27 protein-coding genes are annotated in these 26,097 nt (G+C 41.8%); 15 read left to right on the forward strand and 12 right to left on the reverse strand.

Annotated features, from left to right (window positions below; all coding sequences use genetic code 11):
• The first annotated feature begins 143 nt into the window (after nucleotides 1-143).
• The 5 genes from alsS to MHI58_RS17450 all read left to right on the forward strand — a co-directional run bounded on the left by alsS (nucleotide 144) and on the right by MHI58_RS17450 (nucleotide 4,411).
• Nucleotides 144-1,844 carry an acetolactate synthase AlsS gene (gene alsS, locus MHI58_RS17430; protein WP_368004347.1) on the forward strand — a complete coding sequence of 567 codons (1,701 nt, stop codon included), beginning with the start codon at nucleotides 144-146 and terminating at the stop codon, nucleotides 1,842-1,844.
• Between the two features lie 53 nt (nucleotides 1,845-1,897).
• Nucleotides 1,898-2,650 carry an acetolactate decarboxylase gene (gene budA / locus MHI58_RS17435; protein ID WP_234710284.1) on the forward strand — a complete coding sequence of 251 codons (753 nt, stop codon included), beginning with the start codon at nucleotides 1,898-1,900 and terminating at the stop codon, nucleotides 2,648-2,650.
• A gap of 153 nt (nucleotides 2,651-2,803) precedes the next feature.
• On the forward strand, nucleotides 2,804-3,280 hold the full coding sequence (locus MHI58_RS17440) for an Lrp/AsnC family transcriptional regulator (protein ID WP_017360010.1): 477 nt from the start codon (nucleotides 2,804-2,806) through the stop codon (nucleotides 3,278-3,280).
• Nucleotides 3,281-3,317: 37 nt separating this feature from the next.
• The gene (locus MHI58_RS17445; RefSeq protein ID WP_039963093.1) at nucleotides 3,318-3,878 is read left to right on the forward strand and encodes a chromate transporter; all 561 of its coding nucleotides are present in this window, start codon (nucleotides 3,318-3,320) and stop codon (nucleotides 3,876-3,878) included.
• Nucleotides 3,878-4,411 carry a chromate transporter gene (locus tag MHI58_RS17450; RefSeq protein WP_007497548.1) on the forward strand — a complete coding sequence of 178 codons (534 nt, stop codon included), beginning with the start codon at nucleotides 3,878-3,880 and terminating at the stop codon, nucleotides 4,409-4,411. Before MHI58_RS17445 ends, MHI58_RS17450 begins: the two co-directional genes overlap by 1 nt.
• A 40-nt stretch (nucleotides 4,412-4,451) precedes the next feature.
• Here the strand turns inward: MHI58_RS17450 and MHI58_RS17455 are convergent, their stop codons facing one another.
• Nucleotides 4,452-5,771 carry a UDP-glucose/GDP-mannose dehydrogenase family protein gene (locus MHI58_RS17455; protein WP_045033946.1) on the reverse strand — a complete coding sequence of 440 codons (1,320 nt, stop codon included), beginning with the start codon at nucleotides 5,769-5,771 and terminating at the stop codon, nucleotides 4,452-4,454.
• Between the two features lie 114 nt (nucleotides 5,772-5,885).
• Nucleotides 5,886-6,029 (reverse strand): hypothetical protein, encoded by a 144-nt coding sequence (locus tag MHI58_RS17460; protein WP_003214884.1) that lies wholly within the window; start codon nucleotides 6,027-6,029, stop codon nucleotides 5,886-5,888.
• Nucleotides 6,030-6,215: 186 nt separating this feature from the next.
• Between MHI58_RS17460 and MHI58_RS17465 the strand changes: the two genes are divergently transcribed.
• Together MHI58_RS17465 and MHI58_RS17470 are read left to right on the forward strand one after the other, a co-directional pair.
• Nucleotides 6,216-7,823 carry an SWIM zinc finger domain-containing protein gene (locus tag MHI58_RS17465; protein ID WP_045033945.1) on the forward strand — a complete coding sequence of 536 codons (1,608 nt, stop codon included), beginning with the start codon at nucleotides 6,216-6,218 and terminating at the stop codon, nucleotides 7,821-7,823.
• Nucleotides 7,810-10,587: a DEAD/DEAH box helicase gene (locus MHI58_RS17470; RefSeq protein WP_045033944.1), complete on the forward strand. Its 2,778-nt coding sequence runs from the start codon at nucleotides 7,810-7,812 to the stop codon at nucleotides 10,585-10,587. Before MHI58_RS17465 ends, MHI58_RS17470 begins: the two co-directional genes overlap by 14 nt.
• Before the next feature lie 72 nt (nucleotides 10,588-10,659).
• On the opposite strand, the gene MHI58_RS17475 is transcribed toward MHI58_RS17470, so the two are convergent.
• The 3 genes from MHI58_RS17475 to MHI58_RS17485 all read right to left on the reverse strand — a co-directional run bounded on the left by MHI58_RS17475 (nucleotide 10,660) and on the right by MHI58_RS17485 (nucleotide 13,210).
• Nucleotides 10,660-11,448, reverse strand: coding sequence for an STAS domain-containing protein (locus MHI58_RS17475; RefSeq protein ID WP_019743575.1), 789 nt, complete (start codon nucleotides 11,446-11,448; stop codon nucleotides 10,660-10,662).
• A gap of 153 nt (nucleotides 11,449-11,601) precedes the next feature.
• Nucleotides 11,602-12,462: a Cof-type HAD-IIB family hydrolase gene (locus MHI58_RS17480; RefSeq protein WP_211256834.1), complete on the reverse strand. Its 861-nt coding sequence runs from the start codon at nucleotides 12,460-12,462 to the stop codon at nucleotides 11,602-11,604.
• A 391-nt stretch (nucleotides 12,463-12,853) separates the two neighbouring features.
• The gene (locus MHI58_RS17485; RefSeq protein WP_008343305.1) at nucleotides 12,854-13,210 is read right to left on the reverse strand and encodes a hypothetical protein; all 357 of its coding nucleotides are present in this window, start codon (nucleotides 13,208-13,210) and stop codon (nucleotides 12,854-12,856) included.
• A 117-nt stretch (nucleotides 13,211-13,327) separates the two neighbouring features.
• Here MHI58_RS17485 and MHI58_RS17490 point away from each other — a divergent pair, with 117 nt between their 5' ends.
• Entirely contained in the window at nucleotides 13,328-13,738 is a 411-nt protein-coding gene (locus tag MHI58_RS17490; RefSeq protein ID WP_003215215.1) for a YwpF-like family protein, read from the forward strand.
• 27 nt (nucleotides 13,739-13,765) lie between these two features.
• Here the strand turns inward: MHI58_RS17490 and mscL are convergent, their stop codons facing one another.
• A complete protein-coding gene (mscL, locus tag MHI58_RS17495; protein WP_008343317.1) occupies nucleotides 13,766-14,161 on the reverse strand; it encodes a large conductance mechanosensitive channel protein MscL in 396 nt (131 codons plus the stop codon).
• Nucleotides 14,162-14,287: 126 nt separating this feature from the next.
• Nucleotides 14,288-14,722, reverse strand: coding sequence for a 3-hydroxyacyl-ACP dehydratase FabZ (gene fabZ / locus MHI58_RS17500; RefSeq protein WP_007497564.1), 435 nt, complete (start codon nucleotides 14,720-14,722; stop codon nucleotides 14,288-14,290).
• A 219-nt stretch (nucleotides 14,723-14,941) separates the two neighbouring features.
• Between fabZ and MHI58_RS17505 the strand changes: the two genes are divergently transcribed.
• A complete protein-coding gene (locus tag MHI58_RS17505; protein ID WP_045033942.1) occupies nucleotides 14,942-15,997 on the forward strand; it encodes a tetratricopeptide repeat protein in 1,056 nt (351 codons plus the stop codon).
• A 14-nt stretch (nucleotides 15,998-16,011) separates the two neighbouring features.
• Here the strand turns inward: MHI58_RS17505 and MHI58_RS17510 are convergent, their stop codons facing one another.
• From MHI58_RS17510 to spoIIID, 4 genes are all read right to left on the reverse strand, one after another.
• The gene (locus MHI58_RS17510; RefSeq protein ID WP_007497568.1) at nucleotides 16,012-16,830 is read right to left on the reverse strand and encodes a flagellar hook-basal body protein; all 819 of its coding nucleotides are present in this window, start codon (nucleotides 16,828-16,830) and stop codon (nucleotides 16,012-16,014) included.
• A gap of 29 nt (nucleotides 16,831-16,859) precedes the next feature.
• The gene (locus MHI58_RS17515) at nucleotides 16,860-17,699 is read right to left on the reverse strand and encodes a flagellar hook-basal body protein (protein WP_017360018.1); all 840 of its coding nucleotides are present in this window, start codon (nucleotides 17,697-17,699) and stop codon (nucleotides 16,860-16,862) included.
• A gap of 134 nt (nucleotides 17,700-17,833) precedes the next feature.
• Complete coding sequence (gene mbl, locus MHI58_RS17520) at nucleotides 17,834-18,835, reverse strand: cell shape-determining protein Mbl (RefSeq protein ID WP_012011515.1); 1,002 nt, start codon at nucleotides 18,833-18,835, stop codon at nucleotides 17,834-17,836.
• A 185-nt stretch (nucleotides 18,836-19,020) separates the two neighbouring features.
• Complete coding sequence (gene spoIIID, locus MHI58_RS17525) at nucleotides 19,021-19,299, reverse strand: sporulation transcriptional regulator SpoIIID (protein ID WP_008343327.1); 279 nt, start codon at nucleotides 19,297-19,299, stop codon at nucleotides 19,021-19,023.
• A gap of 347 nt (nucleotides 19,300-19,646) precedes the next feature.
• On the opposite strand from spoIIID, the gene MHI58_RS17530 reads away from it, so the two are divergent.
• From MHI58_RS17530 to MHI58_RS17540, 3 genes are all read left to right on the forward strand, one after another.
• Nucleotides 19,647-20,060, forward strand: a complete 414-nt coding sequence (locus MHI58_RS17530; RefSeq protein WP_026050165.1) for a MarR family winged helix-turn-helix transcriptional regulator — start codon at nucleotides 19,647-19,649, stop codon at nucleotides 20,058-20,060.
• 15 nt (nucleotides 20,061-20,075) lie between these two features.
• Nucleotides 20,076-21,263, forward strand: coding sequence for an MFS transporter (locus MHI58_RS17535; protein ID WP_007497577.1), 1,188 nt, complete (start codon nucleotides 20,076-20,078; stop codon nucleotides 21,261-21,263).
• Nucleotides 21,264-21,372: 109 nt separating this feature from the next.
• Nucleotides 21,373-21,972 (forward strand): undecaprenyl-diphosphatase, encoded by a 600-nt coding sequence (locus MHI58_RS17540; RefSeq protein ID WP_008343330.1) that lies wholly within the window; start codon nucleotides 21,373-21,375, stop codon nucleotides 21,970-21,972.
• Between the two features lie 33 nt (nucleotides 21,973-22,005).
• On the opposite strand, the gene MHI58_RS17545 is transcribed toward MHI58_RS17540, so the two are convergent.
• On the reverse strand, nucleotides 22,006-23,397 hold the full coding sequence (locus tag MHI58_RS17545; RefSeq protein WP_024718736.1) for an MFS transporter: 1,392 nt from the start codon (nucleotides 23,395-23,397) through the stop codon (nucleotides 22,006-22,008).
• 176 nt (nucleotides 23,398-23,573) lie between these two features.
• Between MHI58_RS17545 and MHI58_RS17550 the strand changes: the two genes are divergently transcribed.
• From MHI58_RS17550 to MHI58_RS17560, 3 genes are read left to right on the forward strand one after another with little or no spacing between them, the layout of a single operon-like run.
• On the forward strand, nucleotides 23,574-24,461 hold the full coding sequence (locus tag MHI58_RS17550) for a transporter substrate-binding domain-containing protein (RefSeq protein ID WP_045033940.1): 888 nt from the start codon (nucleotides 23,574-23,576) through the stop codon (nucleotides 24,459-24,461).
• Nucleotides 24,462-24,502: 41 nt separating this feature from the next.
• Complete coding sequence (locus tag MHI58_RS17555; protein ID WP_007497584.1) at nucleotides 24,503-25,180, forward strand: amino acid ABC transporter permease; 678 nt, start codon at nucleotides 24,503-24,505, stop codon at nucleotides 25,178-25,180.
• 10 nt (nucleotides 25,181-25,190) lie between these two features.
• Nucleotides 25,191-25,931: an amino acid ABC transporter ATP-binding protein gene (locus tag MHI58_RS17560; protein WP_045033939.1), complete on the forward strand. Its 741-nt coding sequence runs from the start codon at nucleotides 25,191-25,193 to the stop codon at nucleotides 25,929-25,931.
• The last annotated feature ends 166 nt before the right edge of the window (nucleotides 25,932-26,097 follow it).

Raw genomic sequence — 26,097 nt, forward strand, 5'->3', positions numbered from 1 at the left:
CTCCTCAAACACTTATTCGTGAAACATATTAAAACTACGTTAAACATATATTGGAAAATTTATTTTGTGAAATGTATAGTAAATCATATCATGAAAATATATTTTCATAAAAAATTTTACTTGCCGAAAGGAGTGCGGGGTAAATGAATTCTCAAACACAACCCCTAACAAAACGAGGAGCAGAGTTGATTGTCGATACGCTCATTGCCCAAGGTGTGACCCATGTTTTTGCGATTCCAGGTGCAAAAATTGATGCAGTATTTGATGTATTAAAAGACAGAGGTCCAGAGCTTGTGCTATGCAGACACGAACAAAATGCGGCATTCATGGCAGCAGCTGTCGGTCGTTTAACTGGCAAACCAGGCGTTTGTCTCGTCACATCAGGTCCTGGCGCATCCAATTTAGCGACAGGTCTATTAACAGCCAATACAGAATGTGACCCTGTTGTTGCAATCGCTGGAAACGTCATCCGTGCGGATCGGCTCAAACGAACACATCAATCACTCGACAATGCGGCATTATTCAAACCAGTGACAAAATATAGCGTTGAAGTACAAGACGTAAACAATATACCAGAAGCCTTAACAAATGCTTTTCGCGCGGCACAAAGAGGTCAAGCTGGGGCAGCATTTATCAGCTTTCCACAAGATGTCGTGACCGAACACACCACACAAACACCAGTGTCTGCTCACCCTTCTCCAGAACTAGGTCCTGCACCGGATGCTCTCATCAGTTCGGCCATCGCCAAAATTCAAAATGCGCACTTACCTGTTGCAATTGTGGGAATGAAAGCTAGCCGTCCAGCTGCGGCAAATGCGACAAGAACATTATTAAAAACACTTGGTATCCCATTTGTCGAAACGTACCAAGGAGCCGGTGTTCTCTCAAGAGAGCTTGAGGCTCAATATGTGGGCAGAATCGGCTTATTCCGTAATCAGCCAGGCGACCTTCTCATTGAGAAAGCGGATGTGATTTTAACTATTGGCTTTGATCCAATCGAATACGATCCGAAGCATTGGAATTTGAAACCGCAGCAGCGTCAAATCATCCATGTGGATGACATGCAGGCAGATATTGACCATTTCTATGAACCGACGCTTGAGCTTGTGGGCAATATATCTGAAACGGTGCAACATCTAGCCCACGACAGCGTTCCACTTTCATTATGCAAAAAGAACGTAGATCTCGTCACAGAATTACAAGAGCTGTTAAGTGATATCGAAAAAACACCAGAAAGAGAAAGTCATTTATCACACCCGCTGGATGTCATTCATACGTTGAGACGTATCATTCCAGATGACACGAAAGTGACATGTGATATCGGATCGCACGCCATTTGGATGTCTCGCCACTTCCGTGTTTATGAACCGAACACGTTCCTAGTAAGTAACGGAATGCAAACACTTGGCGTGGCATTACCATGGGCGATTGCAGCCTCCATATTGAATCCAGATGAAAAGATCATTTCAGTCTCAGGTGATGGCGGTTTTCTCTTCTCCGCCATGGAATTAGAAACAGCCGTGCGCATGAAAACAAATCTCGTTCATCTCGTTTGGAACGACAGCACATACGATATGGTGGCATTCCAGCAGGAAATGAAGTATGACCGTACGTCTTGTGTTGAGTTCGGTCAGATCGACTTAGTAAAATATGCAGAAAGCTTTGGAGCAACTGGATTACGTGTCAACTCACCTGAAGAGCTTTCAACTGTCCTTCAAAAGGGTATAAACATAGAAGGGCCCGTTATTATTGATATACCGATAGACTATCAAGACAACCCAGACCTCGCCAGTCAAAAATGGCCAGAAGCCTTTCGTGAAAAACACACAACGAACGTCAGATAAGACTTCGATACATTACGTTAAAGGAGTGAGCGGATATGGGTATGATGCACCCAATGAATCAACAAAATAACACAATACCGCAGGACAAAAAGCAAGAGGTCTATCAAGTATCAACCATGACCTCCTTGCTGGAAGCCGTATACGATGGAGATTTCTCCCTATCACATATTCCCGAGCATGGTGATTTTGGCATTGGCACATTCAATCAATTAGATGGGGAACTAATCGGCTTTGATGGCGCTTTTTATCGACTGCGCTCTGATGGAACAGCCACACCAGTAACCGATCAAGATTATTCACCATTCTGCTCTCTAGCATTCTTTGAAACGGACATCGTTCATCGAATTGATGCACCGATGACGTCCAAAGAGCTAGAGGAAGAAATCGACCGAATCTTACCGAGCAAGAATGTCTTTTATGCGATCCGCATCGATGGGTCATTCAAAAAGGTTCAAACCCGTACGGTTGAAAAACAGGAAAAACCTTACGTTCCGATGGTAGAGGCAGTCAAGTCACAGCCTATTTTCGATTTTGAAAATATTCGCGGGACGATCGCAGGCTTCCGTACACCACAGTACGCACATGGCATTGCGGTAAGTGGATATCATCTCCACTTTATTGATGATGATCGAAGCTTAGGCGGGCATGTATTTGATTACACTGTGGATCAAGTGACCATCCGAATTTCCCAAAAACGTCACATGAATTTACACCTTCCAAATACGCAGGAGTTCTTCCAAGCAGACATTGATCGTGCTGACCTTGCACAGCAAATTGCCAGTGCGGAAAGCAGCCCAGAAAAATAAAATGAACACACCCCGGTGATACTGGGGTATTTTTTTATGCAAAAAGATATATTATCTTCTTTTATTATTTCATTTCGTTACTCAATTAAAAATCAAACATTCTATTCGTAATAAAATATGATAGAATATCAACAGAAGAAAGGTGGTTATACGGTGGCACATGAATATCGCATTCCAAACTTAACATTAGATGAAAGAGATAAACAAATTCTTTCCTTATTACACGAGGACGGGCGTATGTCCTACACGGATCTAGGGAAACAAGTCGGCCTTTCCCGTGTTGCTGTACAAGCCCGTATTCAGCAACTCATTGAAGCAGGTGTCATTGAACGATTCACCGCTGTCATTAATCCAGCAAAGATCGGCATTCATGTCTCTGTCTTTTTTAACGTAGAGGTTGAGCCGAAATGTTTAGAAACAGTCGCCCTTCAGCTTGAGCAGGAAACAGCCGTCACAAGCCTTTATCATATGACAGGACCAAGCAAGCTGCATATGCATGGCATTTTTCAAAATGAACAGGAAATGGAGACGTTCCTGACAAAGAAGCTGTACCCGCTTGAAGGCGTCGTCAGTGTTGACTGTCAAATGCTCATTAAACGATATAAAAGCCGAATGGGCATGAAATTGTAGATAGGAGTTGAACCACTTGCAATCATATCTTGAACTCATGATCGCCATGGTACGAACCGGTATTCTGGGATTTGGCGGAGGACCTTCTGTCATCCCGCTCATTCGCCATGAAGCGGTCGTCAAATACAAATGGATCAATGATGACGAATTTGGAGAAACACTCGCCATCGCCAACGCATTACCCGGACCGATTGCTACGAAAATGTCGGCATACCTCGGCTATCGATTAAAAGGTGTATCTGGCGCCATTGTTGCAACAGCTGCACATATTTTACCGACATGTCTCGCTATGGTGGCACTTGTTACACTTGTCAGCGTCTTAAGCTCTTCAGTCATCATTCAAAATATGATCGGTGCTGTGACACCAGTGATTGCCGTTCTGTTAGGAATGATGGCATATGAATTTGGACAAAAAGCGTTGAAGGGCTTCGGCATGATCTTCGGAATCGCCCTATTCCTATTGGCATTTGTCGGTCTTCAAGTACTCTCGATTCATCCAGGAATCATTGTCATCATCTTTTTATGTTATGGTGCCTTTCATTTTAAACTGAAAGATCGCTGGACTCGAACAAATAAAGAGAAAGGAGTGTCTTCGTGATGCTGATTCTCTTTTTATTCTGGGCATTCTTCTTATCCAATCTGTTAGGGTATGGCGGAGGACCTGCCTCCATTCCGCTCAATTATGAAGAAATCGTCAATCATTTTCATTGGATGACGAACGAAGGGTTCTCCAATATGCTCGCATTAGCCAACGCACTTCCAGGTCCAATCGCTACGAAAATTGCGGCTTATGTAGGCTATGATGTCATGGGATGGCCAGGCTTTATCGTTGCACTGCTTGCCACGGTCCTGCCGTCTGCAATCGGATTGATCTTACTGCTAAAACTCATTGACCGTTTTCGCCAATCTTCTGTCGTCAAAGGCATGACCCTATCTGTGCAGCCTGTCATTGCGATGATGATGCTTTTATTAACATGGGAAATTGGCGGAGATGCCGTGAAAGCCATTGGCTGGACACAATCACTTGCCATTGCCGCCATTTCATTTTTCTTTATGACCAAATTCAAATTGCACCCTGCCTTTCTAATTGTGGCTGCATTTTTATATGGCGGATTCATTCTTCCGCATTAACGCAAAAACCGATAACACGTGAAGTTATCGGTTTTTCTCATTACATATAAATAGGAGAGACAGACCTGCGCCCAATAGAATGATACTCGACACCAGCTACTTCTGCCGCTTCAAGCGTATGACAATTCCGGCCATCAAAAATGATCGGCTGCCTCATGAAATCTTTATAAGCTGAAAGTGGAAAGGACTGAATATCCGCCCACTCAGTTAATATACAGACAGCATCAGCATCCTTGATCGCCTCTTCAATCGTTTGAGCAAAAAGGACTTGATCAGGCAGTTCTTGAGCTGCATTGCGAGCGGCAGCAGGATCATAGGCTACAATCTCCGCTCCTAATTGATGGAGCTGATGAGCGATCGGGATTGACGGCGCCTCTCTCATATCATCTGTATTCGGCTTAAAGGAAAGGCCAAGAAGAGCCATTCTCTTCCCTTCCAAGTTTTCTCCCATCCGCTCCTTCACACTTCGAATAAAACTTGCTCGCTGCTCATTGTTGACTTTGATGACAGCCTTCAATAGCTCAAAATCATGGGACACATGCCCTGCAATTTGGACAAGAGCATTAGTATCCTTCGGAAAACAGGAACCTCCGTAACCAATGCCTGCCCTAAGAAACGAAGCACCAATCCGCTGATCGAGTCCCATCCCCTCTGCAACTCTCTCAACATCAGCTCCCGTTTTTCCACAAATCGAAGCAATTTCATTCATGAAGCTGATTTTTGTGGCAAGAAATGCATTTGATGCGTATTTGATCATCTCTGCGCTTTTCCGATCTGTTCTCACGAATGGAATGTGGAAATCCGCATACATAGACTCTAGCTGATCTAATCCGTTCTTCGTTTCGGCTCCAATCACCAGCCGATCCGCTCGCAGCGTATCTGAGATGGCAGACCCTTCTCGTAAAAATTCTGGGTTCGATGCAATAGATAATGGCTCCTTACGACCTAACACGTGATGAATCAAATGATCAATTTGATCGCCCGTTCCGACAGGCACTGTACTTTTCACGACAAGCACTGCGCCTGGCTTTGCTTGTAAGCCCATCTCCTTTGCCGCTTGAAAGACATACTGCAAATCAGCTTGACCGTCTGCCTGCTGCGGGGTACCGACAGCAATCATTAACACGTCAGCCTGCGAATAGGCTGACGCTCCATTAATATGAAAACGAATGCGTCCTTGCTCCATATTCCGTTTGAGCAGTTCTTTTAATCCCGGCTCGTACATCGGAGGATTCCCTTGCTTCAGCTGCATGACCTTCCGCCGGTCAATATCCATACATGTCACATCATGTCCCGCCTCTGCTAAACACACCCCTGTGACAAGCCCTACATACCCACAGCCTGCAATCGCAACCTTCATGACACATCAGCTCCCCATACTCCTTATGCTTGTAATGTCATCGTATGCCGGGAATTTTCGTTCCATTCATAAAAGCATACAAAAACCCCCTGCTGAGAGAGCAGGGGGCTACTTTTATGAAACAAGGCCATTTCGAATATGAGCAATCAGATTTTCAAGCATTTCTTTTGTTGTGACATCATTGGAATTTTCACCAATATCATGAGCGTACATCAAAATCTTTAAAAACTCTTCTTGATTTAAACCCTTATTATCCATGTCTGTATCCTTTCGATTCCACTAATTTCATTATTATATGCTGTATGGTTGGTTTATGCAATACTCTATTACATCATTCGACAGCTTTTGAAATTTATGACCATTTTCATGAAAAACTTTTTTATAAATCACCATTGAGCTATAATAAAAGAATTGGAATCTTTTACTTGGTTAGGAGCGGATCAAATGCTTCAGCACAACATCAACGAAGAAGAAATCAAACAAACAGCCGAACAGATCAAAGAACTTCTTCCTTCAACAGATGAAAACAAGCAACTCATCAAAAAAGCATTGATTACTTATAGACAGGACAGCGTATATCGGCTCAAGCAAGAGTCTGATACCGAATGGTCAGCTTATGTACATGATGTCGTGGCAGCAAGAGTCCACCTTCATGTGCTGTTTCCAGTGAAAAGCAGCTGTTCATGTCCAGCTGATGGACTATGTAAACACATCCTCGCTGTCTTCTTTTCGCTATACGCTCAAGTAGAGAGTGTGACCGGCTTTACAGAAAATTGGTCAGAGAAGGATGAATTACAGCGCAGCAAAGAACTCATTCGTCAGCACTTCCAAGTGAAGCGCCCAGATGAACATTCACTTCAGAGCTGGCTGAATTTTTTCCAGGAGGAATTTCACCTCTGGCTGAAACGGACACCGAAGCACCAGCAAACGCCACAGCATTTGTATTACGGCTATTTATCGATCCTGAAAAAACACGCACCCACTTCACCTGAATTCAAGAGTTTGTATGCGATTCATACGTCCATCGATGTGTGGTTAAGGCTCCATGAGCTAATCGATCTCGGCCGTCTTGATGCCGAAAAAGACTTTTATTCGATGAATCCATATGTAGAACAGCTCATGAACACCATTTTTGATTCAGTGGATCACTTGAGGACATACGCCCTTTCCTTTTCCCTCGATCCGTTTCTTGAAAACACACCAACTGCCGTTCGGACACTTCTTCAAATCAGCGGACCTTTCCAGCATGAACGAGTTGCGGTCTTTATGGAAATGTGGGGAACTATATTAAATAGAGGGAAATGGGTCAAAAAAGAAACAGAATTACTCAAGAGCGCCCAACAGCAGGAACAAACGGTTGAACGCACCATTGGGCTGATGCATATGGATTATTTGCTAAAAGAAGACGAAAGACTCTTCCAGCAATTAAAATTGCTCAATGCAGATATGCTGCCGAATGTGCTCAATTGGCTAAAGGATCTCACAAACCGCAAGGACTGGAAGCGTCTCAAACTTTGGTATCAAGAGATCACATATGTATTAGAAGAATATTGCCAGCTTGACCTATCTTATAGAGAACTGCGTGGAGCCGTCAGCGATTTCTTCTTTTATTTAGACGCGTACTTTAAACAGACGAAAGATCATTTCTTGTATGAACGCTATCTCCAAATCTGTATGCCTTATGCATTTACTGAATATAGTCAGCTCTTATATGCACAAGAACGCTATGCAGAATGGATTGAAATACACAGCCTCGTTGGTTTCTCCATCAGTGAATTGGAGAAAGAACTGATCAAACAGATTGCAAAGGAAGAGCCTGAAGCACTCATTCCTTCGTACCACCGGGAAATCTCACTGCTTCTCGATCAAAAGAATCGAAGTGCTTACCGGGAATCTGTGAAAATGCTCAAAAAACTGCGTACGCTTTATCATAAAACGAAAAAAACCGCGGTGTGGGAAAGATATGTACAGCAGCTGCAAGATTCAACAAAACGGCTGCGTGCGTTCCAAGAGGAAATGAAGAAAGGAAAATTAATTGATGACACGCCATAAACAAATTGTCATTCATGCAGAACAAACCGAAGATTTCTCTTTCACCATTTCAGCGCAAGCAGAGGACGGACAGCCTGTACCGCTAAATGAAATGAAGAGGCAGCTTTTCCAATGGCACGAATCATCTTTTTACGGAACATTCTTAGAAGATGTGAGCTTTATTGGCACACCTGCCTTCCTGTTAAGTCCTTGGATGACCGTTGAATTGCTAGGGAAAAATTCATTCAATACTTTCAGCCATGTGACGTTAACGGATGAAACAGAGCCGCTTATGAAAACAGCCTCAACCATTTACGAATTCATCGAGGATGAAGATTTTGTCCCAGATTTCGAGGCATGGACAAAAGGCATGCTTCGCTTTAAAGACAAAGAAGGCCTATTAGATGGCTACACAGCTGATTGGTTCTCCTTTGCCATACAGGATTACATTCAATATGATGATGCCTTGCAGCACAAATGGAACCGAATGACTGCACAATCGCCTGCTCTTTCCTCCTTCCAGGGACATTTTTTAGATGAACAGGATTTCTTGGAAACGATCGGCTGGATCGATGATGAGACGCCTTTCACTGTCGGCTTGCGTTTAAATGAGCCTGATTTCGACGGGGATGATTGGAAAATTGAATTGTTTTTGCGTGATAAGAAAAACAGTGATCTGCATTTCTTTGAAGGCATCCGTTCTTTAAAAAAATCATGGCGTCCGTTTCAAGAAAAAATCACCAGAGAGCTGGAGCGGTTCGGTCAGATTGTCCCTTGGCTCTCATTTACATCTGGTACCACCCTCATGTCAGAAGAAGAAGCGTGGCTCTTCCTATCTGAAGCGAGTGAAACACTTGTAAACATGGGGATTGAGATCCTGCTCCCATCATGGTGGCAGATCGTCAAAGAAAGCACCATGATGCTAAAAGCACGGATTTCCTCCACACCACGAGGCGAATCGCACGTTGGAATGGATGCCCTTATGGACTTTAATTGGCGCTTTGCCACAAACGGTATTGAGCTGACAGAAGATGAGTTCAACGAGCTTGTTCAAAGTAAACGTCGTCTTGTCAACATTCGTGGACAATGGATTAAAATCGATCCGACCTTTATCCAGCAAATGAAGAAATGGATGGAGCGCGCTGAGAACGAAGGACTTCATATGTCGGATATTTTATCACGTGAACTCGCAGACCAAGAGGCCTCCTCTGAGTCGATTCCTGAGCTGCTAGACAGTTCGGCCTTTGCCCATATTCAATTTGAACTTTCGTCTCAACTACGAGGACTTGTTCATCAGTTAAATGATACACAAGAGCTGCCATCCTATGAGATGAGTGAGTCCTTTAAGGGCACACTGCGCCCGTATCAGCAACACGGTGTCAACTGGCTTCTGTTCTTAAGGTCTCATGGATTCGGGGCTTGTTTAGCAGATGATATGGGACTTGGAAAAACGATTCAAATGATCGCTTATTTCACCTATTTGAAGGAGCATCAACAAGACGCCGCTCCATCTCTCATCATTGCACCGACTTCCGTATTAGGGAACTGGCAAAGAGAGCTTGAAACATTCGCACCACATTTGAATGTCGCTCTGCATTATGGACCGTCACGTCCACAAGGTGAGAACTTTACAAAAGCGTACGAATCAACAGATATCGTCCTCACTTCGTATGGTCTCTCACATTCTGACCGTGATGAATTAACAGCAGCCAAATGGAATACCATTTGCTTAGACGAAGCCCAGAACATTAAAAATGCCCACACGAAACAATCGAGAGCCATTAGGCAATTAAAAGGACAGCACCACATTGCCCTCAGCGGGACACCGATGGAGAACCGCTTGACAGAGCTTTGGTCTATTTTCGACTTCGTGAACAAAGGATATCTCGGCAGCCTGACCAGTTTTCATAAAAAGTTCGTCCTTCCGATTGAAAAAGACCGTGAAGAAAAAAGAATCCAACAGCTACAGCAGCTGATCAAGCCATTCTTATTAAGACGAACAAAACAAGATGAAGAAGTCGCACTCAATCTGCCAGAGAAACTAGAAGAAAAAGAATTCATCCCGTTATCTGCAGAGCAGGCATCTTTATATGAACAGCTGGTCAAAGATACATTCGAACATATGGCCTCATTAACAGGGATGCAACGGAAAGCCATCATTTTAAGTATGCTTGGCAGACTCAAACAAATTTGCGATCACCCTGCTCTTTATTTAAAAGAGAGCGGAACAGATGTGAAATTGTTGAAGCGTTCATTAAAAATGGATAAATTAGCAGAGCTGTTAAAAGCCATACACGAACAAGGAGAAAGCTGTCTCATTTTTACGCAGTATATTGAAATGGGCAACATGATCAAACAGCTCGCCGAAAAGATGTTTGGAGAACCAGTTCAATTTTTAAATGGGAGCTTATCAAAACATGATCGGGACAAAATGGTGGAACGTTTCCAGAAAAAAGAGTTCAACATCTTAATTCTTTCTTTAAAAGCAGGAGGAACCGGACTAAACTTAACCGCCGCCAATCATGTCATTCACTACGATAGATGGTGGAATCCTGCTGTAGAAAACCAAGCAACAGACCGTGCTTACCGCATCGGGCAAAAGCGGTTTGTTCACGTCCATAAGATGATCACAACCGGCACGATAGAGGAAAAAATTGATCAAATGCTCGAAACAAAACAAACGTTAAATGATCAAATTATCCAAAGTGAAAGCTGGATTACAGAGCTGTCAACGAACGAACTAGAAGATTTATTCACGTTAAGTGCAGCCGCTCAATCATCGTAATGACAGCAAAAAGAGGACTTTTCTCAAACTTGATGAAAAGTCCTCTTTTTTTAATCTCATCTAAAGGAATGCTTAAATTTGCAGCTTTTTCAATGCAGATTTCACATTCATATACGTGTTCAACTCACGGAAGTCCTCTCTCATTTCTCCCATTTTCATCGCAAGATTTGGTTTAATACCTGTCACGATCAGTTCTGTGCCAGTCATTAAAATCAAATCGTTCAGCTTAAAGATCGCATCCGCCACAAATGAATCCACTTCTAATAGACCAGACAGATCCACAATAAAGTAATCGTCTTTGGATTGAGAGATATAAGTGGAGACTGTTGAGATGATTTTATCAAATCTTGGCGCTGTTAACGTACCTATGATCGGCAGGACAGAAATACCATCCTTCACCGGAACAATCGGGACAGAAATATTCAATACTTCATCAATGGATTGCTCAAGAAGCTCTTGCTGTTCCTTCTCTTTTGTAACATCCTTTTGCAGACCAACGAAATAAAGGCGTTTCCCTTCATTTTCATCAATCCATAGAGGCGCCACACTTAACTCGTTCCAAAACATTTGACCAGATTTTTTATAGTTTTTCAACTGTACAGTGACAGCCTCTTTGTTTTCAATGGCTGTCCTAATTTGTTTGAGAGCAATCTGTTCAGTTTCATCTCCTTGAAGGAAACGACAGTTCTTTCCTAATACTTCGGTTTCTTGATAGCCTGTCATATCTAAAAAGCCCTTGTTCACATATATTAAAGGATTATCAGGTAAAGACGGGTCCGTCACCGTCAGGCCAACCTGAGTATAGTCTAAGGCTTCCTTGATTAAATGCAGATTGTCGGACTTATAAGATTCCAGCGCCATTCGTTTACTCTCCTTAACTTCCTTACAAGCGGGTTATATTCATAATTAAATTATATGATGTTCCATAGCGGGTGTAAATAGAAGTAGTTCTGAATTCCTCTTTTGTAGAATGCGCTTCATCCTATGTCATTTATACAAATACATACGATTCAATTATTTCAAAAGATGTTGAATCATATGTGCCACACCATGTTCATCATTTGTTAACGTGACGTGATCAGCTAATTCTTTTATATCCTTTCTCGCATTCCCCATTGCAATTCCAACCCCAGCTGCCCGAATCATCGATTCATCATTTAAACTGTCTCCTACAGCCGCTGTTCGGCTTAATGGAATACCGAGCTTTTCTGCCAGCCTGGTTAACGCCTGCCCTTTCGACGCTTCCTTTGCTCCAATTTCAAAGTTATGATCAGCCGAACTAACCAATGTTAATTCAGAATCATGTCCAAACGCATCCCATCCGGCTTTCAATCTGTCTTGAAAAAATGAGAAACCTAAGATGTTATAAAACGAAAGATTCTGATCCTCACGAAACAATTCTTGATATGTATCAATATAAGCAAAACCTGACTGGCTGTATTGAACTTCAGCCGCTTGCTCAAGAACACGCTGATCCGTTTCTGGATTTGCACTCTTTAAGCGGTCCATTTCTATCGCCAGAAGCTCCCTGCCGCGGTTTGGTGTGTAAATGGCTTCATTCGTAAACACTTCATAGTAATAATCACGCTCCTCAAGCCATGATAAGATGTGTTTTGCTTTTTCTTCTTCTAGAACAGCCGAATGATATACCTGACCTTCTGGATCATGAATCACAGCTCCATTTGCACTGATGACCCACGTATTCATCCCAAGCTGATCAAAAATAGATTTCACATCAAAATACGCTCTTCCTGTTGAAACGACAACCTCAATCCCACTCGCCGCTGCTTCCTTTAACGCCTGCTCGTTTTCCTGACTCACTTTGTGCTCACTGTTCAATAAAGTTCCGTCTAAATCCGTTGCGATTAATTGAATGTTTGCCATCGGTCTCTCCTTTTTTGCCTGCATTTTCAGTTGACCTTCCGTTTATCAAATCCATCATCATTATGAAATGAGTATCCACTATTTGCAAGGGATGATCGGCTTATCAATGAATATAAGAGTACCCGGTCACGCTACATGACCGGATACGCATAAGGGGATTCACAGGGGACACATGACTGATACAAAGAAACCTTGGTTCTACTATTACGCAGTGAATATGTGTACAAGGCAAAGTCTATCAGCTATAGCTAGAGGGGGGCTGCGAGATGCTAGACCTTTGCCTTTTGCCTCCTTTCCTTTCAGCTAACCCTAGTCTACTGAGAAATAGCACAAGAGACAAAAAACGAAAATGACAAAATCGTTCTTCAAATTCTTAATTTCCTCAATCATTTTTACTTTTTACCGCTTGCGTATAAAACATCATCTTATTTTGTTTGACGAAATACTTATTTTTCATAAATTGATAAAAAACATCTGAATGAATCCAATTACTAGAAGGCATGTGAATATAGTCAGACCCGTCCCACGCAAACCAATAAAAACAAAGCCTTCCATCATGAATTGACAATTGAAATTCGAAACAGTCCATTTGATCGTCTGTCACGTATTGAAAAGTGAGGGACTCCCCTTCTTCCATATACACATCACAAAATGAGAGAATGTCTCCCCATGTATAGACCCTCACATTGCTTTCCTTTTCCTCACCAATATGTATGTTTCGAAGTTGATAGGACTCCATAAAACATCTCCTTTCACTTATATGCAGCTAGTTCTGAGTAGGCAGCGGTTTCATTTATACAGATGTTGTATGCTATAATGATACTTACGAATAATGAACGCTTGTGAGGTGATAAATATGAAAACCTTTAGGCTGATTGATTTAAAAATCGAACTTGATCCAAAGCAAGATAAAATGTCCAGCATTCCCCTTCGTGACGGCTTAATCATTAATAAAGAAGATGGCGAAAATCACTGGATGATCGAGGCACTGATTCCAAAGAAGCATAGACAAGTGTTTGAGGTGCTCTTTCAGCAGCATACAGAAGTAAAGATTCTCGTGACGATTACAAAAGAAAACAACCGCCCTGTTCATCTATCGGTCCAAGTCAAAAACATCGTTGCCTTAGAAGAAAACATATCTGTATTACTCGACGGTAAAATGATCACAAATCGTTACAGAACTGAAACCGAAGAAGTATTAAAAGACCTCGTCAAAGAGGGGCTATCAGGAGAAAAACTGCTGGATGCTTTTAAACAGAACACATAAAAAAGAGCGGGATGAGCCGCTCTTTTTCTATTGCACATCTTTCGATTGGCTTTGTTTTTTCAATAAATCTCTAATTTCGGTTAACAACACTTCCGTTTGATCTGGCGTTTCAACCACTTCTTCTTCCTCTACCTTTTTCCGTTTTAATTTATTTAAATAACGAATAAAGATAAAAATGGAAAAGGAGATAATCAAGAAGTCGACCACTGTTTGAATGAAACTTCCATACAAAATTTGAGCAGAACCGATTTTAATAGACAATCCACTAAAATCATGCCCCCCAACAATAATACCAACAAGCGGCATAATTAAATCATTCACAAGAGAAGTGACAATTTTGCCAAATGCTCCCCCGATGATGACACCGACAGCAAGGTCAATCACATTCCCCTTGACGGCAAACTCTCTAAATTCTTTCAGCATTCTTTATCACCTTCATCTTTTTTTGTCTAATATGACGTTTTTTTGTCAAAAAAGCAAGTCCTCATCCGCTCTGGCTGAATGTTTCCATATAAAAAACGGTTCATACAAGATGAACCGTCAGACACATTACGATACTTTCGGACCGATAGAAAATGTCAGTTCTGCTTCACATGCCACTTCGCCATCTACTGTTGCAACTGCTTTTCCTTTGGCAACTGGACCGCGAAGACGTGTGACTTCAACCTCTAAACGTAGCTGATCGCCTGGCTTGACCTGTCTTTTGAATCGGCAGCTGTCAATCCCTGCAAACAAACCAATTTTCCCTTTGTTCTCTTCTTTACCTAACATGATGACCCCAAAAACTTGAGCAAGCGCTTCTACAATAAGCACACCCGGCATGACGGGGTATCCTGGGAAATGGCCATTAAAAAATTCTTCATTTACTGTGACATTTTTGATTCCAACCGCTCTTTTCTCACCATCAACTTCTAAAATACGGTCAACCAATAAAAATGGATAACGGTGTGGAATAATGTCTTGAATTTGCTGAGCATCAAGCATGTCTTGATCTCTCCTTCTTTTCTATATCGCTAATCTTCATTTGATTCCTATTGAAGTATATTATGAATGCAGTCATTTTTCAATGTTCAGCCAACATTTATGGTAAAAAATAGAATCTATCATTACCTATTGTCATGAAATATAATCCACTCTACACTCATCGTTTTTTCACAAATATGGTAATATATATTACATCATTGATTGAATAAGAGGGTAAAAATGAATTTTATAAGCGATAAATCCATTAAAAAACTTCTCCATTCGTGGTATACAATGCTAAAACATCGACATTTTTCGAAGGCTGAAGAGATCAAAACGTCCTTAACCAAATATAAACGTAGATTGTCAAAGAAACAGGAGCTTCATTTACATTATCAGCTTATGCTTTTTCGGCACCAGCTCTGGATGAACCAAACAGAAGACTTAGAAAAACTGAAGCATGAACTCATGCTCCACAAAGATCAAATGAATGATCAACTGCAATATTATTTTTACTTTTTTCTCGGTTTATACGAATCTTTAAAGAGCGATCAAAATGATGCCATTCATTATCTTGAAAAAGCAGAAGAAAAACTGCCCCTGCTAGACGATGAGCTAGAGGAAGCGGAGTTTCATTTCCGTACAAGTGGTGTTTATTATAACAACCGCTATTCACTGTTATCCATTCGACATGTTGAAAAAGCCATGGATATCTTTGCAAAGCACGGGGATATCCACAGCATTTATCGGTGCAAAATTGTGCTCGCACTTAACTTTAGTGATCAAAAAAAATATGAAGAAGCAGAAGCTATTTTGATTGAAATTATCGAATACGTGAAAATGATTGATGACCAAGAACTGCTTGGTATCGTGTATTATGACGCTGGTTTTATCAAGTCGAGACAGAATCGTCATAAGGAAGCACTAGAATACTTTAAAAAAGCGCTTCGGCTCCCAGCATACCGGAAATCTGCCCACTCCTATGTATCGTGTCTCTATGAAACTGTGCGTTCCTGCTTTAAAGAGAATTTAACTGATGAAGGAATGAAGTATATTCAAAAAGGGCTAAAAGAAGCCGTTGATGCCCAATTTGATCTATTAAGAATCAAGTTCCAAATTTTATTCCTTCTCTACAGCCAAACGCCCAAGGCAGATGAACAGATTGCTACACTCGTCACATGTCTTGAACGAAAAGAAGCCTGGATTGATCTTGAAGATCTGCTTGCAGATGTCTCAGATTTTTATAAAAAAAAGGGCGACTTTGAGCGAGCCGCCTTTTTTATCATGAGAGGCTGACATCCGCCTGCTCATTATCGAATGGTATTAATGAGTCCTAGCATTTGATCGCCCATCGTAATGGTTCTTGAGTTCATCTGATACGAACGCTGTGTTGTCATGAGGTCTGTTAATTCTTTAGACATGTCTACATTCGACGTTTCAAGTGCACCTTGCTGAAGTTGAATGGCCTGACGGTTTGCCCCATTCAGTGCCGTTAAAGCGCCTTGATAGTTGCCGTCGACTGAGAACAAATTTTCTCCTTCAGAGATGAGTGCTGAAGAATTATTCACTTGAACAACCCCAAGATTCACCTGCTGATTCGGTTGATTGCCTCGAGAAATAGCTGTAAGCCGGCCATTTTTATCAATAGAAATATCACGGAAATTCGCATTTAAGACAATCTCATTCCCGTTTTCGTCAAGAATCGGATGGCCTTCACTTGTCACCAGCTGGACTTGATTCCGATTATTTCCTGGCTGTAGATAAAGAGAACCATCTCTTGTATACCGGATGTTACCGCCAGCATTGACCTGCAAATACTGCGATGGCGCACCAAATGCAACATCAAGGTCACGGCCTGTTTCTTTAATAGACCCTTGCAATGAGTTAATGGATGCATTGACCATCGTTCCAGTTCCAAGCCTTAAACCAGCAGGTGTCAGACGACTGTTTGCCACCTGCTCATTTTTTTCATCTACCTGATTAAACTGTTGTCTGACCAGCTCTGAAAAACGGGTGTTTTTCGCGCGATACCCTGTTGTTTCACTGTTTGCGATGTTATTACTAATGATATCAAGCTGCTTTTGCACCTCGTTCATTGACACAGCTGCATTGATCATCGTTCTAAGCATGAGAATCCTCCTCTCTCTTCATTTTTTCATTAATACACTCTTCCGATTTCGTTCACTGCTTTTTCTAAACTTTTATCATATGCCTGAACCACTTTTTGGTTTGTTTCAAATGCGCGGTAGGCTGTTGTCATTTCTGTATATGATTTCGTCACATCAACGTTCGACAGCTCTGATACACCTTGGCTTAATGTATAGGACATTTGACCGTTATTGACCGCACTTGGAAGAGGCTGGTTATCAGCTGTACGGTATAAATCATTTCCTTCACGCGCAAGGTTTCTTGTATCCATTGCAACACGTACATCAATTTGTCCAAGGTTTTGTCCGTTTTCACTCACGGTTCCATCTGCGTTCACTTTGAAATTCTCACTTTGAACGGTAATCGGCTGACCCGTCACAGAAAGAAGGGCACGTCCATTGATCGTCAACTGATTTTGATCATTCAATGTAATGGAACTGCTTTTCGTATAACGAACGCCTTCTGGTGTATTCACAGCATAAAAAAGCGCTGACTTTTGATTTGTCTCCGGGTTGATGGGTACATTATTTTCTACTAATGCGATATCCGTTGTTTGATCCGTTGTTTTTAATGTTCCTTGTGTAAATTGAGGAATCAATTCCTGCATGTATGTTCCCGTATTAATTCCGCCAATCGCCGTTTGCTGTGGGATACTAAAGCCTTTGCCTGAAGATGTTTGGAAACGTCCTGATTCCATTCGGCTTAGCAGCATTTCTGGAAATGCGCGCATGGCCCCTTCATCTGCTTTATAGCCTGGAGTATTCGCATTTGCGATATTATTTGAAAGCATTTCTGTCCGCCGCTCTTGAGCGATCATGGCAGATGTTGCGGTGTATAGTCCTTTTAACACGTGCTCACCTCATTCAAATTCTTTCACATGACATAAAATCATCAGTACACAATCTTCTATGAAATATATCGGCATATTGGCAGGCTTCTTTAATAAAAATCCCCCATTCTTTCTAAAAAGAATGAGGGAAATCATTAGCTGAGTTTACGCTTTGGCAGCTTGTCCATATTATCAAGCATCACGCCAGTACCAACTGCTACACAATCCATTGGATTTTCTGCAACGAAAACTGGTACTTTCAGCTCTTCTGCAAGCAATTGATCAAGCCCGTTTAGAAGCGCTCCGCCACCAGTAATGATGACGCCGCGGTCAATGATATCAGCTGATAATTCAGGTGGTGTTCTTTCGAGAACTTGTTTCGCAGCCTGAACAATGGCAGATACAGATTCACGTAATGCTTCTTCTACTTCTTTGCTTGTGACGGTAATCGTTCTTGGTAATCCTGTCACCATGTCTCGTCCACGAATCGAGATCTCTTCGTGACGTGCGTCTGGGAATACCGTTGCAACTTGGATCTTAATGTCCTCTGCAGTTCGCTCACCGATCAACAGCTTGTACTCTTTTTTAATGTAGTTTAGAATTTCCAAGTCAAATTTGTCTCCAGCCATTTTAATAGAAGAGGCGGTTACAATGTCACCCATTGAGATGACAGCGATATCTGTCGTTCCGCCTCCAATATCTACGACCATGTTTCCACTTGGCTGAAAAATATCCATACCAGCACCAATAGCTGCTACTTTTGGCTCTTCTTCAAGAAATACATGCTTCCCGCCGCTTTTTTCAGCAGCTTCTTTGATCGCCTTCTGCTCAACAGATGTAATGTTTGTTGGACAGCAGATGAGCATACGCGGCTTAGAGAATAGCCCTTTCACATTTAATGAGTTAATAAAATGCTTGAGCATCGCTTCAGTTACTTCAAAATCAGCAATTACGCCATCTTTTAATGGACGAATCGCAACAATATTCCCAGGCGTACGTCCAACCATACGTCTTGCTTCTTCTCCAACAGCTAATACTTTCCCGCTGTTTTTATCAAGAGCGACAACAGATGGTTCATTTAACACAATTCCTTTTCCTTTGACATGAATCAGTACATTTGCAGTACCAAGATCAATTCCAATATCCCTAGCAAACATCTATATATATCCTCCTTGAAAATCTGTTTCCATAGCAAATACCACATTCTGCCCTAATTATATATTCTATCATAATTTGCAGAAAAAAAGATATTTCTTTACAAAAGTCTTTACAAAATTTGTGGTTAGAAACTACCGATAAGAGGAAGATATATATATCATGTTTATGAACAAAGAACTAAAGCTTACTGTTTTACAGGCTCACCTTCTAAAATTTCTTCTTTTTTATACTTTAACTTTGTGGCTTCTCCCCCTCGCAGGTGGCGGATTGATTTATGATAATCCAGTATCTCCTTCACTTCGTTAGCCAGATCTGGATTAATTTCTGGCAGTCTTTCTGTTAGATCCTTGTGTACAGTACTTTTAGAGACTCCAAATTCTTTCGCAATTACACGAACGGTTTTCTTTGTCTCCACGATATACTTTCCTATCTTGATTGTTCGCTCTTTGATGTAATCGTGCACACCACTCGACCTCCCTAAAATGGATGTGAGAAGTGTGAAATGAGATCCGTATCAATATTATCCATTTTCAGCGGCGCTTGTTCGTCTTAATTTCTCATCCATTAGGTAGTAAATGCCAAACACGATCCCTCACCTCAAACACTCTCTTTGTCAGGTTTGTAACAGTGTATTAGCATTGCATAGGGAATATGCTAAAAATGAAGATGGGACAAGGGATTTATCAGAAAAGACAAAACAAAAAATCATTTCGAGTGGCGAAAATTTTCACTTTACAAGCATCGGTGTAACACGTAAAATAGGAAAGGTGATTTTATTTACCTAGATAAATAATGAATAAAGGTGAGCCTATGGATACGTTAAACAGAGAGTGTTTACATCAAATACATCAAAGCGCGCGGCTGCTGTCTAAAAAAGCGAACGAAGCGCTTGCTGCTTATGACTTGTACATGTCCCAGTGGACTGTACTTTTTTGTTTGGATACATTCGGTCCTAAAACGCAAAAAGACATTTGGACCTATTTGAACGTCGAAGCACCGACGATTACCAGAACCGTGACGCGTCTAGAAGCAAACGGCTGGGTGAAACGAGTCCAAGGAAAAGACAAACGTGAGAATCTCATCGTCATGACAGACGATGCAAAAGCAAAGTTTAAAAAAATCAAACAGACGATGGAACAATTTGAAGAAGAATGTCTTTCAGATTTTACCTACGAAGAAAAACAACTCCTCCATACACTTTTACACAAATTATCAACTGAATAGGAAGTGACATACACCATGAACGAACGCATTTGGACAAAAGACTTTATCATGATTGTCCTGGTGAATTTATTTACATTCACCTCTTTTTATGCCCTTTTGACACTACTCCCCATTTACACAATGGATGAATTAAATGGAACAGAATCACAGGGCGGCCTCCTTGTGACGGTCTTCTTATTATCAGCAATTGTGACAAGACCATTTTCAGGGGCCATTATTGAGAAATTCGGCAAGAAACGCATGGCGATTTTTTCTTCAACGGCTTTTGCCCTGCTCACTTATTTATACATTCCAATTGATCAATTCCAAACACTTCTCATGCTGCGTTTCGTGCAAGGAATCTTCTTCAGCATTTTGACAACCGTAGCAAGTGCCATTGCAGCTGATATGATTCCGAAACATAAACGAGGAGAGGGTCTTGGATACTTTGTGATGTCGATGAACCTTGCCGTGGTCATCGGTCCGTTTATCGCACTGAATCAAGTCGGAAAAGTAGGATTCCATTCTTTATTTCTGCTCTTTTCCATCATCGTCTCCATCGGTGCAGCTTTCACGATGCTGATTAGACAGCCAGAGCCTGAAAACGGCGGAAGTGTCATCTTTCGATTCACTTTTTCTCACCTGTTTGAAAAAGGTGCTTTAAAAACGGCAGCAGTTGGAATCATTATCTCCTTCTGTTACTCGCCGATCATTTCATTTATTTCAGTCTATGCCAATTCCCTGAACCTAATGGGTGCAAGCAGTTATTTCTTCATTGTTTTTGCAGCTGCAATGCTTGGATCACGTCCATTTACAGGCAGACTGTTTGACCGAGTCGGACCTCATATTGTGATCTATCCATCGATTGCTCTCTTTGCGATTGGTTTATGGATGCTGACCGCTACCCAAACAGCCACCATGCTTCTTTTATCCGGCGCTGTCATCGGTCTTGGCTACGGCTCTTTGGTGCCATGTCTACAAACACTTGCGATACAGCACTCACCAGCACACCGTACAGGCTACGCCACAGCAACTTTCTTTACCCTGTATGATACAGGGATTGCCGCTGGATCCTTTGTCTTCGGACTGCTTGTCAGCTTCACAGATTTTTCAAATGTATATCTCATTGCTGGCGTTGTCGTGTTACTCAGCATGGGCGTTTTTTATTGGAGCGAACGAAAACCGCAAGAAGCAAAAGCACAAAAGGTTTCCCTATCAGAATAGGATACTGTTTTAAACTTCACTGAAAACATGCTAAAATATAGGATATTTCAAATGAACAGATAGGTCTTTTGAAAAATAGTTGGCGTTAAGCGAAAGTATAGGTGATGTTTTGAATTACGAATTGTTTAAAGTCATACACGGGATGGCTCATCATTCTGAGTTTTTAGATCAGGCCATGATTTTCATTACGAAAAAGGCCATTCTCGTATATGCCCTCGTCTTATTGATTTGCTGGTTTTTAGGTAATCACAAATTTAAGAAGCATGTCTTCTTTTCTGGTGTAACAGGCATCGTGGCACTCATCGTCAATTTTGCCATTACGCTGTTTTATTATGAAGAGCGGCCGTTTGTGGCGCACAAAGTCGACACACTCATCCCGCACTCAGCAGACGCTTCCTTCCCAAGTGACCACACAACAGGTGCACTGGCTCTTTCACTAGCCATTCGATCCCGTAATAAAAAACTCGGCAATATTTTGCTTGTTTTTGGATTACTGACAGGGTTCTCCCGCATCTGGGTCGGTCATCATTATCCATTTGATGTATTAGGCAGCTTGATCGTATCGATTGTGGTTGTCTTTATCATGAATAAATTATGGAAGTTCTTTGACTCTCCAATTGACCGTATCGTGACATTTTACGAGAACATTGTGGGCAAAATTTTCAGAAGGAAGCAAAAGGACCAAGGATCAGACCTATCCAACTCTTAAGCGGCTTGCGATAAAGTATGGAAGACCTCTCTTCTACTTTATCCCAGCCGCTTTTTTCATTGTTTGTTTTCCTCTGACCATACTCGAAAAATAAAGGCTGACGCTAATGCCGACAAGAGAAATCATGATCAATGTCCAGCCTAATTGTTCAAAATGAGAACCTGCAATTTCCTCACCAAACAGCATGCCAAGCACGGCAGATGACAGAATGGAACCAAGGTACCTGCATGTTTGAAAAAGCCCAGAGGTCGTGCCAATCATTTGTTGAGGGCTCGCTTTTAACATCGCAGCTTGAAGCGCAACATTTCCAATCCCATAACTGAGTCCAAGCAAAGCAAGAACCAGTCCTTTCCCCCAGAATGGCGCCGGAATAAAAAAGAAAGTCATTGCGGAAGCACCGGCCAGCATCAGCACAGCACTTGCCAAAACAGGGTGCCGTTCATCGCCGCGATCTACCCACTTGCCAGTCAGTGGCGAGACCATTATGCTCATGCCAGACATGCAAAGCATAAAGAGACCTGTCATCTCCACACGCCAGCCCAATTCATCCTGAAAATAACTTGGCAAGCCAAAAAAGAGACAATAGAAGAAAATATTCAAAATGATAAATTGCACATACACAAGCGAAAGCCGTTTCTCCTGCCTGAACATCCGAATTTGGATAAATGGCTCATCCACCTGATATTCCCACCATATAAAAGCACCCGCACTCACAAGACAGAGAATGCCCTGTACATACTGAATACCATCAGATAGTGATAATAAAAAAGAAAGCAAAAGGACAATACAAACTGTAAATAGAAACATCCCTGGCAAATCAAGCTTTCGGACAGTGTCTCCGATACGCAATTTTTTCTTCTTCTCCTTAGGAAACAAGGAAAGGCCTAGAAAAAAACTGATCAATATGAATGGCAGATTCACTAAAAAGATCGCCGGCCAGCTGCCGATCGTCATCAAAAACCCGCCAAGTGTCGGCCCGAGTGCTGTCATCGCTGAAGCAAAGATGGACAATACCGCTAAAGCAGAAGCTTGTCGTTCCTTCACATGATCCCGAATCAGTCCAACACCTGAAGGATAGATCGCACTGCTTCCAATCGCCTGTAGAAGCCGGATCACAATCAGCACCGCAAAAGTCGGGGCAAACGGCGCACAAATGGCTGAGACTGCCACTAGAACTAGTCCAAATAAAAATAAGGTTCTCCGGCTCATCACATGATCTCCAATTCGTCCACTCACCGGCTGCGTGACCGCACTGGCCAAATAAAAGGTTGAAATGAGCCAAGATACCGTCGTAAACGACAAACCGAACTCATGCTGAATTTGATGCAAGGCTAAAGAAATCATTGAGGAATTCAATGGATTTAACATCGTTCCAAAAGCAATCGCCGTTAAAAAGACTTTTCGGTTGTTTTTCCATTTGATCATACACCCGCCCCCTTCTTTTGACATACACGTTCTTTGTCTATCTCCTCGTTATTATGAGATTCATTTCCCTTTTTTACCCTGATCAATTCAAGTTCTCTCTCCGAAAAGCAAGACATACATTTTAAAAAGGGCAAGTGTTGGAAAAGCGCATATAAAATTGAGAATATGAGGAACAAATGGTAAGATGCTACACATATTTAAAAGCCTACTTTCTCCTTATACGGAGAACGGCTGAAAAGGAGGAGAAGCTTATTATTAAAAAAAGACGGTTTTGGGTCCCAGCCCTTTTCTCGGTTGCAGTATTACTTCTGTCTTCGTGCGGTTCAAATGAAACAAATGGGAACGGAGATAAACGTAATTCTACAGCGAAAGGGTCGCCGATTTTGGAGGATGGGAAATTTATTTTTGCAGCATCAGGTGAATTCCACCCATTCAGTTACATGGATGGAAACCAGATGTCCGGCTTTGATATTGATGTCGGCAATGCGATTAGCGACAAGATGGGCCTAGAGCCTGTACAGAAAAAATATAAATTCGCAGGCATCGTCGAAGGCGTCAAAGCAGGTAAATTTGATGCCGCCATTGCAAGTCATACCATCAACGAGGAACGAAAAAAACACGTCCTTTTTTCTCAACCGTATTACTACTCAGGTCCGCAAATCTTCACAAGACCCGGCGCAGATATTCACAGTGCAGATGACTTAAAAAGCAAAGAAATCGCTGTCTCTAAAGGTTCGTCTTATGCGGATATTGCCAAAGAACATAGCGGTCAGGAACCGAAATATTACGACAGTGATGTTGTCGCTTTAGAAGCACTAGCCAATGGCAAACACGATGCAGTCGTCACTGATTTTGCCACAGGGGCAGAAGCCATGAAGAAAAAACTAAAAATTGAAGCACAAGAAAGACTCGGGCAAAGTGAGCAAGCAATTGCTGTCTCTAAAGATAATAAAGAGCTCATAAAAGAAATCAACGATGCGATTGATGCACTCAAAAAAGACGGAACATTAAGACAAATTAGCGAAAAGTATTTTGACGAAGATATTACCGTCAAACAGGATTAAAACCACGATTGTGCGCCTTTCTCTAGGCGCACTTTCTTCAAATGGAGATGATTGTTTTGCCTACCTTATCACATTTTTTTCAAACGCTGATTGATTCTAGAGGCGTTTTCTTAGAAGGAATGCTGCTCACCTTACAACTCACTGTCATCAGTATTTTCATCGGCATGTTCATCGGGCTTTTCTTTGCCTTACTAAAAATATCCCGCGTGGCCGTTTTCGGTTATATCGCAAATGCCTATATCTTCCTTGTACGCGGGACACCACTCATTGTGCAGATTTTCATCCTGTATTTTGGGCTGACAGAATTAAATATACCCGACTTTTGGGCAGCCTCTATTGCGCTTGCCTTCCATAACGGTGCCTATATAGCAGAAATATTCAGAGGGGCGATTCAATCAATCGATCAAGGTCAAAAAGAAGCAGGACGTTCTCTTGGCATGGGGCGATTTCTCACCATGAGACGTATCATTCTCCCGCAAGCGATGCGGCGCGCCCTCCCCCCTCTCGGCAATCAGTTTATTATCGGCTTAAAAGACTCATCACTTGCTGCCTTCATCAGCGTCAATGAACTCTTTAACATAGCCACCACTCAAGGCTCCAACAGTTTTGACAACATGACGTACTTACTTGTCGTGGCTGTCTATTACTTAGTTCTTGTCCTGCTGTTAACATTCGCTGTGCAAACCGTTGAGAAGAAACTATCAGTCAGTGATCATTAGGAGGAGAAGCATGACAGAATCAAAAGAGATCATTCGTGTTGAAAAACTGAATAAACACTTTGGAGAACTGCATGTCTTAAAAGATATCGACCTCACTGTATATGAAAATGATGTTGTCGTCTTAATTGGTGCAAGCGGCTCTGGGAAAAGCACCTTGCTCCGTTGTATGAATTTTTTAGAAATAAAAAATGACGGTCAGATCATCATTGATGGCAGTCCCGTTCATCCAAAACGAGATCAATTAAACGAAATGAGGCAGAAAATAGGCATGGTGTTTCAGCATTTTAATCTTTTCCCGCACAAAACCGTGCTTGAAAACATCATCGAAGCACCGGTCATGGTGAAAAAAACAAAGAAAGCACAAGCGATAACTGAAGCCAATGTCTTATTAGAGAAAGTCGGACTAGCGGATAAAGCAAAAGTGTACCCTTCAAAGCTATCAGGAGGTCAAAAACAGCGCGTTGCCATCGCACGAGCTCTCGCCATGAAGCCCGATGTCATGTTATTTGACGAGCCCACTTCTGCGCTGGACCCAGAGCTTGTAGGCGAAGTGCTGCAAACCATGAAAAGTCTTGCCAAAGAAGGCATGACAATGGTCATCGTCACTCATGAAATGGGCTTCGCAAAAGAAGTAGCTGACCGAGTTGTTTATATGCATGAAGGACGAATTGTCGAACAAGGTACCCCATCAGAATTATTTGATTCTCCCCAAGAGGAGCGAACCAAATTGTTTCTCAGTTCGATTTTATAGGTCAAACGCCCTTTATTTTTCGTCGTTCATACACGTTTATTCTCATTTTTTACGAACTTTTCATCCATTTATATTGATAATGACCAAAAAACCATGTTAGATAAACTTACATGAATATGTTATATATGACTTTTCTCTCTATAATGAAGAATTAAGAAATCTATTA

The organism is Bacillus sp. FSL K6-2869 (assembly GCF_040869405.1).
Lineage (GTDB): Bacteria > Bacillota > Bacilli > Bacillales > Bacillaceae > Bacillus > Bacillus altitudinis.